The organism is Heyndrickxia sp. FSL W8-0423, from assembly GCF_038009395.1.
GTDB classification, from domain to species: domain Bacteria; phylum Bacillota; class Bacilli; order Bacillales; family Bacillaceae_C; genus Heyndrickxia; species Heyndrickxia sporothermodurans.
The window spans coordinates 781,105-794,759 of record NZ_JBBPBE010000001.1 but is presented as its reverse complement, the minus strand read 5'-3'; the positions used below and the strand labels follow the sequence as shown (position 1 = coordinate 794,759).

Here is a 13,655-nt window from a genome sequence, read left to right as displayed (position 1 = left end):
GAGGAAACAGGAATGCCGAAAGTAGCTCTATATAACCAAAACGGATCTCAAGTTGGTGATATCGAACTTAATGACTCCGTATTTGGTATTGAACCAAATAACAATGTAATCTTTGACGCTGTAGTTATGCAAAGAGCATCATTACGTCAAGGAACAAGCAAAGTGAAAAATCGCTCCGAAGTACGCGGTGGTGGTCGTAAGCCATGGCGTCAAAAAGGTACTGGTCGTGCTCGTCAAGGTTCTATCCGTTCACCACAATGGCGTGGCGGTGGTACTGTATTTGGTCCGGTTCCACGTAGCTATAGCTATAAATTACCTAAGAAAGTTCGTCGCTTAGCAATTAAGTCAGCATTATCTAATAAAGTGCTTGAAGAGAAAATTCTAGTATTAGAAACTTTAACTTTCGATGCACCGAAAACAAAAGAATTTGCTGCTGTATTAAAAAACCTTTCTGTAGGCAAGAAAGCTCTTGTAGTTACAGATGGTTCAGACGTAAACGTTGCTCTATCTGCTCGTAATATCCCTGGTATTACTGTTGTAGATGCAAACGGAGTAAATGTATTAGATGTGGTTTCACATGATCAATTGATCATTACAAAAGCCGCTGTTGAAAAAGTAGAGGAGGTGCTTGGTTAATGGATGTACGTGATATCATTAAGCGCCCTGTCATCACTGAACGTTCAACGGACGTAATGGCTGATAAAAAATACACTTTTGAAGTTGACGTAAGAGCAAACAAAACGCAAGTTAAAGATGCTGTTGAAGAAATCTTTGATGTAAAAGTAGCGAAAGTAAATGTTATGAACTACAAAGGTAAATTCAAACGCATGGGTCGTCATGCTGGTTATACTAACAAGCGCCGTAAAGCTATTGTTACATTAACTGCTGACAGCAAAGAAATCGAATTCTTCGAAGTTTAATTCACAAAACTAACGTAAATTGAAGAGGAGGGAAAAAAATGGCGATCAAAAAATACAAACCTACCTCTAACGGACGTCGTGGTATGACTGTATCTGATTTTGCGGAAATCACAACTGATCAACCGGAAAAATCATTACTTGCACCAGTTAAAAGAAAAGGCGGCCGTAACAACCAAGGTAAGTTAACAGTTCGTCATCAAGGTGGCGGTCATAAGCGTCAATACCGCATTATCGACTTCAAACGCGACAAAGATGGTATACCAGGACGCGTTGCTACAATTGAGTATGATCCAAACCGTTCATCAAACATTGCTTTAATCAATTATGTTGATGGAGAAAAGCGCTATATCTTAGCACCGAAAAATTTAAAAGTTGGAATGGAAGTTGAATCTGGTCCTGAATCAGATATTAAAGTAGGTAATGCACTTCCTTTAGCTAACATTCCTGTAGGTACAGTTATCCACAATATCGAATTAAAACCTGGTAAAGGTGGACAATTAGTTCGTTCTGCTGGTACTTCTGCACAAGTACTTGGTAAAGAGGGTAAATATGTACTTGTTCGTTTGAACTCTGGTGAAGTTCGTATGATTCTTGCTACTTGCCGTGCTACTGTCGGTCAAGTTGGTAATGAACAACACGAATTAATCAATATCGGTAAAGCAGGTCGTTCTCGTTGGTTAGGCAAACGCCCAACTGTTCGTGGATCTGTAATGAACCCTAATGACCATCCACATGGTGGTGGTGAAGGACGCGCTCCAATCGGACGTAAATCACCAATGACTCCATGGGGTAAACCGACACTCGGTTACAAAACTCGTAAGAAGAATAATAAATCTGATAAATTTATTGTGCGTCGTCGCAAAAAATAACGCGGTTGAACTACGGTTCACGTTAAGGGCCGTAGCACAATCACGAAAGGAGGTTCGACCATGGGTCGCAGCTTAAAAAAAGGACCTTTTGTTGATGAACATTTAATGAAAAAGGTTGAAGTTCAAAACGAGTCTGAAAAAAAACAAGTAATTAAAACTTGGTCTCGCCGTTCTACAATCTTCCCAGCATTTATCGGAAATACGATTGCTGTTTATGATGGACGTAAACACGTGCCTGTATACATTACAGAAGATATGGTAGGTCACAAGCTTGGTGAATTTGCACCAACTCGTACTTATAAAGGTCACGCTAGTGATGACAAGAAAACAAGACGTTAATGAGAGGAGGGCATCCTGATGCAAGCTAAAGCTGTTGCAAGAACAGTTCGTATTGCTCCTCGTAAAGTACGCCTAGTTGTCGATCTAATACGAGGTAAGCAAGCAGGAGAAGCAGTAGCAATTTTAAACTTAACACCAAAAGCTGCTTCACCAGTTGTAGAAAAAGTTTTAAAATCTGCCATTGCTAATGCAGAACATAATTATGATATGGATATTAATAACTTAGTTGTAACTGAGGCTTATGTGAACGAAGGACCAACACTTAAACGTTTCCGTCCTCGTGCGCAAGGACGTGCAAGCCAAATCCTTAAACGTACTAGCCACATTACAATCGTGGTATCAGAAAAGAAGGAGGGATAATTCGTGGGTCAAAAAGTACATCCAATAGGTTTACGTATCGGAGTTATTCGTGACTGGGAATCTAAATGGTACGCTGAAAAAGACTATGCAGATCTTTTACACGAAGACTTAAAAGTACGTGAATACATCGCAAAGCGCCTTATTGATGCATCTGTATCTGGCGTAGAAATCGAACGTGCTGCGAATCGCATCAACATTACTATCCGTACTGCAAAACCAGGAATGGTTATCGGTAAAGGTGGTACTGAAGTTGAAGCACTACGCAAAGCATTGAATTCTTTAACAGGCAAACGCGTACACATCAATATTGTTGAAATTAAAAAAGCTGATATCGATGCGAAGTTAGTAGCTGAAAACATTGCTCGTCAATTAGAAAATCGTGTATCTTTCCGTCGTGCACAAAAACAAGCGATCCAACGTGCTATGCGTGCAGGTGCAAAAGGTATTAAAACACAAGTTTCTGGACGTCTAGGCGGAGCAGATATTGCCCGTGCTGAACACTATAGTGAAGGAACAGTTCCGCTTCATACTTTGCGTGCAGATATCGATTATGCTCATGCAGAAGCAGATACAACTTACGGTAAACTTGGCGTAAAAGTATGGATTTACCGTGGAGAGGTTCTTCCAGCGAAGAAAAAATCTGAGGAAGGAGGAAAATAATCATGTTATTACCTAAACGCGTTAAATATCGCCGTGAACATCGCGGAAAAATGCGTGGACGTGCAAAAGGTGGCACTGAAGTTGCATTTGGTGAATACGGTTTACAAGCTGTTGAGGCATCTTGGATTACAAACCGTCAGATCGAAGCTGCACGTATCGCCATGACACGTTATATGAAACGTGGTGGTAAAGTGTGGATTAAAATCTTCCCTCACAAGCCATATACTGCTAAGCCATTAGAAGTACGGATGGGTTCCGGTAAAGGGGCGCCAGAAGGTTGGGTAGCAGTTGTAAAACCTGGTAAAATTATGTTTGAAATTGCTGGTGTGTCTGAAGAAGTAGCACGTGAAGCACTTCGTCTTGCAGCACATAAACTTCCAATCAAATGTAAATTTGTAAAACGAGAAGAAATTGGTGGTGAAACAAATGAAGGCTAATGAAATTCGTGATTTAACCACTGCCGAAATTGAACAAAAAGTAAAGTCTTTAAAAGAAGAATTATTTAACCTACGTTTCCAGTTAGCTACTGGACAACTTGAAAATACAGCTCGCATCCGTGAAGTACGTAAAGCGATTGCTCGTATGAAAACGGTGATCCGTGAAAGAGAGATCGGCGTAAATAATCGATAACGATAGGAGGTCTTGCGAAAATGAGTGAACGGAACCAACGTAAAGTTTATACAGGACGTGTTGTTTCAGACAAAATGGATAAAACAGTTACAGTTCTTGTAGAAACATATAAAAAACACTCACTTTACGGCAAACGCGTGAAATACTCTAAGAAGTTTAAAGCACACGATGAGCAGAATGAAGCAAAAATCGGCGATATCGTTCGCATTATGGAAACACGCCCATTATCAGCGACAAAACGTTTCCGTCTTGTTGAAGTCGTTGAAAAGGCCGTTATTATCTAATAGAATGTTTCGGATTAGTTTTTCCGAAGGGAGGTAAACCATAATGATTCAACAAGAATCTCGTTTAAAAGTTGCTGACAACTCTGGTGCAAGAGAAGTTTTAACAATTAAAGTTTTAGGTGGATCTGGTCGTAAAACAGCTAACATCGGTGATGTTATCGTTTGTACAGTGAAACAAGCAACACCAGGAGGCGTTGTTAAAAAAGGTGAAGTTGTTAAAGCTGTAGTTGTTCGTACTAAGAGTGGTGTCCGCCGTCCGGATGGATCATATATTCGTTTTGATGAGAATGCATGTGTAATTATCCGTGATGATAAGAGCCCTCGTGGAACTCGTATCTTCGGACCAGTTGCTCGTGAACTTCGTAATAACAATTTTATGAAAATCGTATCCTTAGCTCCGGAAGTTCTTTAATTATAATTGATTCGTAAACCAAGGAGGTGCGATTAAGATGCATGTTAAAAAAGGCGATAAAGTAATGGTTATCACTGGTAAAGATAAAGGGAAAACAGGTGTTATTTTAGCAGCTTTTCCTAAAAAAGACCGTGTAATCGTTGAAGGTGTTAACATCGTGAAAAAACACTCAAAGCCATCACAAGCTAATCCACAAGGTGGAATTGTTAACTTTGAAGCAGCTATTCACGTATCTAATGTTATGTTATTAGATCCTAAAACAAACGAACCGACTCGTGTTGGTTATCAAGAAGTTAATGGTAAAAAAGTACGTGTAGCAAAAAAATCTGGTGAAGTTTTAGATAAATAGTTTTTAGAAGAAGGGAGGTACACGACATGAACCGCCTAAAGGAAAAATTTGAAAAAGAATTAGCTCCTGCATTAGTGAGCAAATTCAATTATAAATCTGTAATGCAAGTACCAAAAATTGAAAAAATTGTTATCAACATGGGTGTTGGTGATGCTGTTCAAAATGCTAAAGTTTTAGACAATGCGGTTGAAGAACTAGCAATCATCACTGGACAAAAACCGGTTGTAACAAAAGCGAAAAATTCTATTGCAGGATTCCGTCTTCGTGAAGGAATGCCTATCGGTGCGAAAGTTACACTTCGCGGCGAACGCATGTATCAATTCTTAGATAAACTAATTTCAGTTTCTCTTCCACGTGTACGTGACTTCCGCGGTATTTCAAAGAAAGCATTTGATGGTCGTGGAAACTATACACTTGGTGTAAAAGAACAGCTTATCTTCCCTGAAATTGATTACGATAAAGTGAGCAAAGTACGTGGTATGGATATCGTTATCGTAACAACTGCAAACACAGACGAAGAAGCTCGTGAATTATTAACTCAACTCGGAATGCCATTCCAAAAGTAATCGCTAAAAAAGGGAGGCGAAAACGTGGCTAAAAAATCTATGATCGTGAAACAAAAGCGCACACCAAAGTTTGAAGTGCAAGCTTATACACGTTGCGAACGTTGTGGCCGTCCACATTCAGTCATTCGCAAATTCAAACTTTGCCGTATTTGTTTCCGTGAACTTGCATATAAGGGTCAAATTCCTGGCGTTAAAAAAGCTAGCTGGTAAACCCCGAAATTGGGAAGGAGGTTAATATAATGGTAATGACAGATCCAATTGCAGATTTGCTTACTCGTATTCGTAATGCAAACATGGTGCGTCACGAAAAACTAGAAGTTCCTGCTTCTAAAATCAAGAAAGAAGTTGCTGAAATTCTTAAGCGCGAAGGTTTTATTCGTGATGTTGAATTCATCGAAGATAATAAACAAGGTATCATTCGGATCTTTTTGAAATATGGTGCGAACAATGAACGTGTAATCACTGGTATTAAACGTATTAGTAAACCAGGTTTACGTGTATATGCAAAAGCAAACGAAGTTCCAAAAGTATTAAACGGTCTTGGAATCGCAATCGTTTCTACTTCTCAAGGCGTTCTTACTGATAAAGACGCTCGTAACAAACAAGTTGGCGGAGAAGTACTAGCGTACGTTTGGTAATACTAAGGTATGAATGGAGGTGCAATAGAATGTCACGTGTAGGTAAAAAACCTATTGAAATTCCTTCTGGTGTAACTGTTACATTAGATGGAAACAACGTTACTGTTAAGGGACCTAAAGGCGAACTTACTCGCAGCTTCAGCCCTGACATTACAATTAATATTGAAGAGAACGTAATTAACATCACTCGTCCATCTGATGCAAAAGAACACCGTGCGTTACACGGTACAACTCGTGCATTATTAGCTAATATGGTTGAAGGTGTTTCTAAAGGATTTGAAAAATCTCTAGAATTAATCGGGGTTGGATATCGTGCTCAAAAACAAGGAAGCAAACTTGTTCTTAACGTAGGTTATTCACATCCGGTTGAATTCGAAGCAGAAGAAGGACTTGAAATCGAAGTTCCTTCAAATACAAAAGTTATTGTAAAAGGTACTAGCAAAGAGCGCGTTGGTGCATTAGCTGCCAATATTCGTGGTGTTCGTCCACCTGAACCTTATAAAGGTAAAGGGATTCGTTATGAAGGCGAATATGTACGTAGAAAAGAAGGTAAAACTGGTAAATAATGCGGCTTAAGGCTAATAGAAAGGAGTGACCTCGGGTGATCACTAAGCCAGATAAAAATAAAGTACGTAAAAAAAGACATGCTCGTGTACGTGCTAAATTAAGTGGTACAACGACACGTCCTCGTTTAAACGTATATCGTTCTAATAAAAACATTTATGCTCAGTTGATCGATGATTTAAATGGTGTAACTTTAGCTAGTGCTTCTACATTAGATAAAGAACTTAACCTTGAATCAAACAGCAACATTGATGCAGCGCAAAAAGTTGGCGAATTAATCGCAAAACGTGCGGTCGAAAAAGGCATTAAAGCTGTAGTATTTGACCGTGGTGGATATCTTTACCATGGACGTATTAAAGCACTTGCTGATGCTGCCCGTGAAAACGGCTTAGAATTTTAATAAAAAAGGAGGGACATATACATGCGTCACATTGATCCTAACAAACTTGAATTAGAAGAACGCGTTGTTACTGTTAACCGTGTTGCGAAGGTTGTTAAAGGTGGACGTCGTTTCCGTTTCTCTGCACTTGTAGTTGTAGGTGATAGAAATGGTCATGTTGGCTTCGGTACTGGTAAAGCTCAAGAGGTACCTGATGCGATCCGCAAAGCAGTAGAAGATGCGAAGAAAAACTTAGTAGAAATAGCGATTGTCGGAACTACAATTCCACATGAAGTAATTGGTCGATTCGGAGCTGGCCAAATTCTTATGAAGCCAGGTTCTCCAGGTACTGGAGTAATTGCCGGTGGTCCTGTACGTGCGGTACTAGAATTAGGTGGAGTAGCTGATATTACATCTAAATCACTTGGTTCTAATACACCAATTAATATGATTCGTGCAACTATCGATGGTATTAAGCAATTAAAGCGTGCGGAAGATGTTGCTAAATTACGTAATAAATCAGTAGAAGAACTGTTAGGATAAGGAGGGAATTTTAATGGCAAACAAATTAGCAATTACCCTCACTCGCAGTTTGATTGGACGTCCGGAAAATCAACGTGAAACAGTTAAAGCTCTTGGTTTGCGTAAAGTGAATCAAACTGTTGAGCATGAAGATAATGCTGCAATCCGTGGTATGGTCAATAAAGTTGCTCATCTCGTAACAGTAAAAGAACAGTAATAGAACTTACTAATACAAGGAGGTGCCGACAATGAAACTTCATGAATTAAAACCTGCTGAAGGATCACGAAAAGAACGAAATCGTGTAGGTCGTGGTATTGGTTCCGGTAACGGTAAAACTGCTGGTAAAGGTCATAAAGGTCAAAACGCTCGTTCTGGCGGTGGCGTACGACCTGGTTTTGAAGGTGGTCAAACACCTTTATTCCGTCGTCTACCAAAACGCGGTTTTACAAACATTAACCGTAAAGACTATGCGATCGTAAATCTTGATGCATTAAATCGTTTTGAAGATGGTACTGAAATTACTCCGGTCCTTCTTATTGAAACAGGAGTAATTAGCAAAGAGAAAGCAGGAATTAAAGTTCTTGCAAAAGGTAAGCTTGAGAAAAAATTATCTGTCAAAGCTCACAAATTCTCCTCTGCTGCTAAAGAAGCTATCGAAGCTGCTGGCGGATCTATTGAGGTGATTTAATGATTAAGACAATCTCCAATTTTATGCGTGTGGGTGATATAAGAAAAAAGATTATATTCACCCTATTAATGTTAATTGTGTTTAGAATAGGAGCTTACATTCCTGTTCCTGGCGTTGATGCTCGTGCATTAGAAGCAAATGATCAATCTGGTTTCTTTAGTATTCTAAATACATTTGGTGGTGGCGCACTTTATCAATTCTCTATTTTTGCAATGGGAATTATGCCTTATATCACCGCATCAATTATTATCCAGTTATTGCAAATGGATGTAGTTCCGAAATTCACAGAATGGTCGAAGCAAGGTGAAGTTGGTCGACGTAAGTTAGCACAATTTACTAGATACTTCACAATCGTTCTTGGTTTTATAGAAGCGATTGGAATGTCATATGGTTTTAACTCAATGACACAAGGTCAGCTGATACAAAATCCAGGGATCGGTACTTATTTAACCATTGCTATCGTGTTGACAGCAGGTACCGCATTTTTAATGTGGGTTGGTGAAGAAATTACTGCTAAAGGTGTAGGAAACGGTATCTCAATTCTTATCATGGCTGGGATTGTTGCTCGAATTCCAACGATCGTTGGACAAATTTTTGAACAACAATTAAAAAATGCGGGTCAACAATTATTTATTAAAATTGTTATCTTATTACTGATTGTATTAGTGGTAATTGCAATTGTTGTTGCTGTCGTATTTATTCAACAAGCATTAAGAAAAATTCCTATTCAATATGCACAACGTTTAGCAGGAAAAAATCCTGTTGGCGGCCAATCAACACACTTACCATTAAAAGTAAATGCAGCAGGTGTTATTCCGGTTATCTTTGCTGTATCGTTTATTATCGCTCCAAGAACAATTGCATCCTTCTTTGGATCAAATAGTGTCACAGACACGATCACTTGGATCTTTGATTATACGAAACCAGTTGGAATGATCATTTATGTTGCATTAATTATAGCTTTCACATATTTCTATGCGTTTGTACAAGTAAATCCCGAACAAATGGCTGATAACCTCAAGAAACAAGGTGGTTATATTCCTGGAATTCGACCTGGTAAAAATACTAAGGAATACTTAACATCTGTTCTGTATCGATTAACATTTGTTGGTTCAATTTTCTTAGCCGTTATTTCTATTCTTCCAGTGTTGTTTACGAATTTAGCTGGGTTACCACCATCTGCACAAATTGGTGGAACTAGCTTGCTAGTTGTTGTGGGGGTTGCACTTGATACGATGAAACAATTAGAATCACAACTTGTGAAACGTCATTATAAAGGTTTTATTAAATAATTGTTAGTTTTAGGGACAGTCAATTTGTTCCTAAAACTAAAATGAGTCTTGAGGGGGAAGTACTAATGAATTTAGTCTTAATGGGCCTTCCCGGTGCCGGTAAAGGAACACAAGCCGAACGAATCGTAGATAAGTATGCAATCCCTCATATCTCAACTGGAGATATGTTCCGTGCTGCTATGAAAGAAGGAACAGAACTCGGCTTAAAGGCGAAATCGTTTATGGATAAAGGCGAACTTGTCCCTGATGAAGTGACAATTGGTATTGTTCGTGAACGTTTAAGCAAAGACGATTGCGAGAAGGGGTTCTTATTGGACGGTTTCCCAAGAACAGTTCCACAAGCAGAAGCGCTTGAAGCAATCCTTAGCGATCTGAATAAAAAAATTGACTACTGTATAAACATTAATGTGGATAAAGAAATTTTGATGGGAAGACTTACTGGACGCCGCATTTGTAAAAATTGTGGGGCAACGTATCATCTCGTATTTAATCCACCTAAAGAAGCCGGTACTTGTGATCGATGTGGCGGTGAGCTATATCAACGTGCCGATGATAATGAAGAAACGGTTCAAAATCGTTTAGATGTTAACATCAAACAAACAAAACCCCTTCTTGATTTTTATGCAGGAAAAGGCTATTTACAAACGATTGATGGTGAACAAGATATTAACAAAGTGTTTGCTGATATCGATAAATTGCTTGCTACAATCAAGCACTAATTGAAATTACTTCTAATACTCTTAAGAATTGGATGTAATTACTGAAAAATTTATTCGCAAGTTTGATGCAATTCCTTCATATTAAGGGTATAATGGATTTCGTGGCTTTTGTCATTAAAGTAATTCTCGGAAATCTACCATAAGATGAAGGGAACATTTTAACAATAGATATTTATATTTTATTGTTAAAATATATGAAGAGACGCGAAAAGGCTCGCGGATGTGAAAGAGATCTCTCTCTATCATGGCTGAAATGATTGAAGGCCTGGTGTGCGTCTTTCGAACATCTCTCATGCGATTCAAATCTTTGAAAAAAATCATGGCTTTTCTATCGTTCGCGAGTATGCAGGACATGGGATTGGTCAAGAATTACATGAAGACCCACTAATATCTCATTATGGACCGCCTACCATAGGCACTCGCGTAAAAGTGGTATAAGTTTGTAGTCCATAAATGTAAGAAGAAGGGAGATGGGTACAGGTGGCGAAAGACGATGTTATCGAGGTTGAAGGTACTGTTAGTGAAACATTGCCTAATGCAATGTTTAAGGTAGAATTAGAGAATGGCCATACTGTTCTTGCACATGTTTCCGGAAAAATTAGAATGCATTTCATTCGTATTTTACCGGGGGATAAAGTAACAGTTGAACTTTCTCCATATGATTTAACGCGCGGAAGAATTACGTATCGTTTCAAATAATAATGCACTCCGTACTATTAAGGAGGTAAAAGAGATGAAAGTCAGACCATCAGTAAAACCAATTTGTGAGAAATGCAAAATCATTCGCAGAAATGGTAAAGTAATGGTTATTTGTGAAAACCCAAAACATAAACAAAAACAAGGATAATCTTTAAAGGAGGTGCGCTCTTAATATGGCACGTATTGCAGGTGTAGACATTCCACGTGATAAACGTGTAGTGATCTCTTTAACATATATCTTTGGGATTGGAAAGCCAACAGCCCAAAAGATTTTAGCTGAAGCAGGCGTATCTGAAGATACTCGTGTTCGCGACTTAACTGAGGATGAATTAAATAAAATCCGTGATATCATTGACAAATTAAAGGTTGAAGGTGACCTTCGCCGTGAAGTTTCTTTAAACATTAAACGTTTAATGGAAATTGGATCATTCCGTGGTCTTCGTCATCGTCGTGGTTTACCAGTTCGCGGTCAAAATACAAAGAACAATGCTCGTACACGCAAAGGTCCTCGTAAGACTGTAGCAGGTAAAAAGAAATAATTAGTAAAGGAGGTTTCATAGTAGTATGGCACGTAAAACAAACACTCGTAAACGTCGTGTGAAAAAGAATATAGAAACAGGTATTGCACACATTCGTTCTACATTCAATAATACAATTGTAACGATTACAGATTCTCATGGTAATGCTCTTGCATGGTCTAGTGCCGGTGCTCTTGGTTTCAAAGGCTCACGTAAATCTACTCCATTTGCAGCGCAAATGGCGGCAGAAACTGCAGCTAAAGCATCTATGGAACATGGAATGAAAACTCTTGAAGTAACTGTTAAAGGACCTGGTGCAGGTCGTGAAGCTGCTATTCGTGCGCTTCAAGCTGCTGGTCTAGAAGTAACAGCTATTAAAGATGTTACACCGGTACCACATAATGGTTGCCGCCCACCTAAACGCCGTCGTGTTTAATTTTTTCTGTATAGAATTTGTATCCATGTCAATAATGGGATATGATATGACAACAAATACAAGACAGAAATGATTAATCCAGTTGTTGTGCACAAATGGGAATGTAAACATGGGGAATTTCGGTTAGATCGATTAAATTTTCTACCGGGGTTTCGACGTTTTGAAGGAGGGTAAATTTGAATGATTGAAATCGAAAAGCCAAAAATTGAAACGGTTGAGGTCAACGATGACGCAAGTTTCGGAAAGTTCGTCGTAGAACCACTAGAGCGTGGATATGGTACAACTTTGGGTAACTCCTTACGTCGTATCCTATTATCCTCACTTCCAGGTGCAGCTGTCACTTCTATACAAATAGATGGGGTCATGCATGAGTTCTCAACAATTGAAGGCGTCGTAGAAGATGTAACATCAATTATTCTTAATATTAAAAAGCTAGCATTGAAAATCTACTCTGACGAAGAAAAAACGTTAGAAATTGATGTGCAAGGAGAAGGAGTTGTCACTGCTGCTGACATAACACATGACAGCGACGTGGAAATTCTTAATCCAGATCTTTACATCGCAACATTAGGGAAAAATGCTCACTTCCGTATGCGTATGTCAGCTGTAACAGGTCGTGGCTATACACCTGCTGAACAGAATAAACGTGAAGATCTTCCGATTGGGGTTATTCCAATTGATTCTATTTATACACCGGTTCAACGTGTAAACTATCAAGTTGAAAATACTCGTGTTGGTCAAGTATCAAACTTTGATAAGCTATCACTAGATGTATGGACTGATGGAAGTATTGGACCAAAGGAAGCTATTTCTCTAGGTGCAAAGATTCTAACAGAGCACTTAAATATATTCGTAGGTTTAACTGATGAAGCACAAAATGCTGAAATCATGGTTGAAAAAGAAGAAGATCAGAAGGAAAAAGTTCTTGAAATGACGATTGAAGAACTAGATCTCTCCGTTCGTTCTTATAATTGCCTAAAACGTGCCGGAATCAACACTGTTCAGGAATTAGCGAATAAGACTGAAGAAGATATGATGAAAGTTCGTAATTTAGGTCGTAAGTCTTTAGAAGAAGTTAAAGCGAAGTTAGAAGAACTTGGCTTAGGCTTAAGAAAAGACGATTGATTATAAAACTTAATAATATTCAACAAGGGAGGGAAACTTCATGGGATACAGAAAACTAGGACGTACTAGTGCCCAACGTAAAGCGTTGCTTCGTGACTTAGCAACTGACCTTATCATCAATGAGCGCATCGAAACTACTGAAGCTCGTGCGAAAGAGTTACGTTCAGTTGTTGAAAAAATGATCACTCTAGGTAAACGTGGTGATTTACACGCACGTCGTCAAGCAGCTGCATTCATCCGTCATGAAATTGCTGATGCTGAAACGAAACAAGATGCTGTTCAAAAATTATTCTCTGACATCGCTACTCGTTATCAAGAGCGCCAAGGTGGATATACTCGTATCATGAAACTTGGACCTCGTCGTGGTGACGGTGCACCGGTAGTAATTATTGAATTAGTTTAATAGGTATTTACAATGAGGGCAGGACAGTTAGTTATAACTGCTTCTATGCCCTTTTTTTGTAAATACAGGCCATCATTTATAAATGTAAGGCCAGCGTAAGCGCAATTGAAATTTTTATATATGTGATGTATTGAAGCTAATAGAGTGTTACGATGGGTAGTATATTATTATCTATCCCGTCTAGCTCCTTGCATCCCTCTCCAACTCTAATGACTAGAGGATTTTGTGACCAGGGAACGTACTTACTTCCCCAGGAGAGGGGTGCAGGCTTTTTTGTTTTAT

At 38.8% G+C, this 13,655-nt stretch carries 27 protein-coding genes and 1 pseudogene; all 28 read left to right on the top strand.

All coding sequences use genetic code 11. The features are described from left to right. The first annotated feature begins 12 nt into the window (after nucleotides 1–12). The 28 genes and pseudogenes from rplD to rplQ all read left to right on the top strand — a co-directional run bounded on the left by rplD (nucleotide 13) and on the right by rplQ (nucleotide 13,373). Nucleotides 13–636, top strand: a complete 624-nt coding sequence (rplD, locus tag MKY81_RS04025; RefSeq protein WP_066226675.1) for a 50S ribosomal protein L4 — start codon at nucleotides 13–15, stop codon at nucleotides 634–636. Beyond that, complete coding sequence (rplW, locus tag MKY81_RS04020; RefSeq protein WP_107919876.1) at nucleotides 636–920, top strand: 50S ribosomal protein L23; 285 nt, start codon at nucleotides 636–638, stop codon at nucleotides 918–920. Before rplD ends, rplW begins: the two co-directional genes overlap by 1 nt. 38 nt (nucleotides 921–958) lie before the next feature. Continuing rightward, nucleotides 959–1,789, top strand: coding sequence for a 50S ribosomal protein L2 (gene rplB / locus MKY81_RS04015; protein WP_066226678.1), 831 nt, complete (start codon nucleotides 959–961; stop codon nucleotides 1,787–1,789). Nucleotides 1,790–1,849: 60 nt separating this feature from the next. Further along, a complete protein-coding gene (rpsS, locus tag MKY81_RS04010) occupies nucleotides 1,850–2,128 on the top strand; it encodes a 30S ribosomal protein S19 (RefSeq protein WP_066226680.1) in 279 nt (92 codons plus the stop codon). Nucleotides 2,129–2,146: 18 nt separating this feature from the next. Beyond that, nucleotides 2,147–2,488, top strand: a complete 342-nt coding sequence (gene rplV, locus MKY81_RS04005) for a 50S ribosomal protein L22 (protein WP_066226682.1) — start codon at nucleotides 2,147–2,149, stop codon at nucleotides 2,486–2,488. A 3-nt stretch (nucleotides 2,489–2,491) separates the two neighbouring features. Then, on the top strand, nucleotides 2,492–3,148 hold the full coding sequence (gene rpsC, locus MKY81_RS04000) for a 30S ribosomal protein S3 (RefSeq protein ID WP_066226684.1): 657 nt from the start codon (nucleotides 2,492–2,494) through the stop codon (nucleotides 3,146–3,148). 2 nt (nucleotides 3,149–3,150) lie between these two features. Then, a complete protein-coding gene (gene rplP / locus MKY81_RS03995; RefSeq protein WP_066226686.1) occupies nucleotides 3,151–3,585 on the top strand; it encodes a 50S ribosomal protein L16 in 435 nt (144 codons plus the stop codon). Then, on the top strand, nucleotides 3,575–3,778 hold the full coding sequence (rpmC, locus tag MKY81_RS03990) for a 50S ribosomal protein L29 (protein WP_003351417.1): 204 nt from the start codon (nucleotides 3,575–3,577) through the stop codon (nucleotides 3,776–3,778). The genes rplP and rpmC overlap by 11 nt, the downstream gene beginning before the upstream one ends. Before the next feature lie 20 nt (nucleotides 3,779–3,798). Beyond that, a complete protein-coding gene (rpsQ, locus tag MKY81_RS03985; RefSeq protein WP_066226688.1) occupies nucleotides 3,799–4,062 on the top strand; it encodes a 30S ribosomal protein S17 in 264 nt (87 codons plus the stop codon). A gap of 43 nt (nucleotides 4,063–4,105) precedes the next feature. Continuing rightward, nucleotides 4,106–4,474 (top strand): 50S ribosomal protein L14, encoded by a 369-nt coding sequence (rplN, locus tag MKY81_RS03980; protein WP_066226690.1) that lies wholly within the window; start codon nucleotides 4,106–4,108, stop codon nucleotides 4,472–4,474. Nucleotides 4,475–4,511: 37 nt separating this feature from the next. Beyond that, on the top strand, nucleotides 4,512–4,823 hold the full coding sequence (gene rplX / locus MKY81_RS03975; RefSeq protein ID WP_058005974.1) for a 50S ribosomal protein L24: 312 nt from the start codon (nucleotides 4,512–4,514) through the stop codon (nucleotides 4,821–4,823). A gap of 26 nt (nucleotides 4,824–4,849) precedes the next feature. Then, on the top strand, nucleotides 4,850–5,389 hold the full coding sequence (rplE, locus tag MKY81_RS03970; RefSeq protein ID WP_066226691.1) for a 50S ribosomal protein L5: 540 nt from the start codon (nucleotides 4,850–4,852) through the stop codon (nucleotides 5,387–5,389). Between the two features lie 24 nt (nucleotides 5,390–5,413). Continuing rightward, the gene (locus tag MKY81_RS03965; protein ID WP_055737812.1) at nucleotides 5,414–5,599 is read left to right on the top strand and encodes a type Z 30S ribosomal protein S14; all 186 of its coding nucleotides are present in this window, start codon (nucleotides 5,414–5,416) and stop codon (nucleotides 5,597–5,599) included. A gap of 29 nt (nucleotides 5,600–5,628) precedes the next feature. Next, nucleotides 5,629–6,027 carry a 30S ribosomal protein S8 gene (gene rpsH / locus MKY81_RS03960; protein ID WP_066226694.1) on the top strand — a complete coding sequence of 133 codons (399 nt, stop codon included), beginning with the start codon at nucleotides 5,629–5,631 and terminating at the stop codon, nucleotides 6,025–6,027. A gap of 29 nt (nucleotides 6,028–6,056) precedes the next feature. After that, nucleotides 6,057–6,593 carry a 50S ribosomal protein L6 gene (gene rplF / locus MKY81_RS03955; RefSeq protein ID WP_066226696.1) on the top strand — a complete coding sequence of 179 codons (537 nt, stop codon included), beginning with the start codon at nucleotides 6,057–6,059 and terminating at the stop codon, nucleotides 6,591–6,593. Nucleotides 6,594–6,628: 35 nt separating this feature from the next. Beyond that, nucleotides 6,629–6,991 carry a 50S ribosomal protein L18 gene (rplR, locus tag MKY81_RS03950; protein ID WP_066226698.1) on the top strand — a complete coding sequence of 121 codons (363 nt, stop codon included), beginning with the start codon at nucleotides 6,629–6,631 and terminating at the stop codon, nucleotides 6,989–6,991. A gap of 21 nt (nucleotides 6,992–7,012) precedes the next feature. After that, complete coding sequence (rpsE, locus tag MKY81_RS03945) at nucleotides 7,013–7,513, top strand: 30S ribosomal protein S5 (RefSeq protein WP_066226700.1); 501 nt, start codon at nucleotides 7,013–7,015, stop codon at nucleotides 7,511–7,513. Between the two features lie 13 nt (nucleotides 7,514–7,526). Further along, nucleotides 7,527–7,709: a 50S ribosomal protein L30 gene (gene rpmD, locus MKY81_RS03940; RefSeq protein ID WP_066226703.1), complete on the top strand. Its 183-nt coding sequence runs from the start codon at nucleotides 7,527–7,529 to the stop codon at nucleotides 7,707–7,709. A 31-nt stretch (nucleotides 7,710–7,740) separates the two neighbouring features. After that, nucleotides 7,741–8,181 carry a 50S ribosomal protein L15 gene (gene rplO / locus MKY81_RS03935; RefSeq protein WP_066226705.1) on the top strand — a complete coding sequence of 147 codons (441 nt, stop codon included), beginning with the start codon at nucleotides 7,741–7,743 and terminating at the stop codon, nucleotides 8,179–8,181. Beyond that, nucleotides 8,181–9,473 (top strand): preprotein translocase subunit SecY, encoded by a 1,293-nt coding sequence (secY, locus tag MKY81_RS03930; protein ID WP_066226708.1) that lies wholly within the window; start codon nucleotides 8,181–8,183, stop codon nucleotides 9,471–9,473. The genes rplO and secY overlap by 1 nt, the downstream gene beginning before the upstream one ends. Before the next feature lie 65 nt (nucleotides 9,474–9,538). Beyond that, nucleotides 9,539–10,192, top strand: coding sequence for an adenylate kinase (locus MKY81_RS03925; protein WP_066226710.1), 654 nt, complete (start codon nucleotides 9,539–9,541; stop codon nucleotides 10,190–10,192). Nucleotides 10,193–10,217: 25 nt separating this feature from the next. Continuing rightward, nucleotides 10,218–10,621: pseudogene (locus MKY81_RS21070) on the top strand (M24 family metallopeptidase); the annotation flags it as partial. A gap of 51 nt (nucleotides 10,622–10,672) precedes the next feature. Beyond that, nucleotides 10,673–10,891 (top strand): translation initiation factor IF-1, encoded by a 219-nt coding sequence (infA, locus tag MKY81_RS03915; protein WP_058005984.1) that lies wholly within the window; start codon nucleotides 10,673–10,675, stop codon nucleotides 10,889–10,891. A 34-nt stretch (nucleotides 10,892–10,925) separates the two neighbouring features. Continuing rightward, the gene (gene rpmJ, locus MKY81_RS03910; RefSeq protein WP_058005985.1) at nucleotides 10,926–11,039 is read left to right on the top strand and encodes a 50S ribosomal protein L36; all 114 of its coding nucleotides are present in this window, start codon (nucleotides 10,926–10,928) and stop codon (nucleotides 11,037–11,039) included. 25 nt (nucleotides 11,040–11,064) lie between these two features. Then, nucleotides 11,065–11,430: a 30S ribosomal protein S13 gene (rpsM, locus tag MKY81_RS03905; protein ID WP_066226712.1), complete on the top strand. Its 366-nt coding sequence runs from the start codon at nucleotides 11,065–11,067 to the stop codon at nucleotides 11,428–11,430. A gap of 25 nt (nucleotides 11,431–11,455) precedes the next feature. Continuing rightward, on the top strand, nucleotides 11,456–11,845 hold the full coding sequence (gene rpsK / locus MKY81_RS03900; RefSeq protein ID WP_066226714.1) for a 30S ribosomal protein S11: 390 nt from the start codon (nucleotides 11,456–11,458) through the stop codon (nucleotides 11,843–11,845). 180 nt (nucleotides 11,846–12,025) lie between these two features. Beyond that, nucleotides 12,026–12,970, top strand: a complete 945-nt coding sequence (locus MKY81_RS03895) for a DNA-directed RNA polymerase subunit alpha (RefSeq protein ID WP_066226716.1) — start codon at nucleotides 12,026–12,028, stop codon at nucleotides 12,968–12,970. 40 nt (nucleotides 12,971–13,010) lie between these two features. Beyond that, nucleotides 13,011–13,373, top strand: a complete 363-nt coding sequence (rplQ, locus tag MKY81_RS03890) for a 50S ribosomal protein L17 (RefSeq protein WP_066226718.1) — start codon at nucleotides 13,011–13,013, stop codon at nucleotides 13,371–13,373. Nucleotides 13,374–13,655 lie beyond the last annotated feature (282 nt).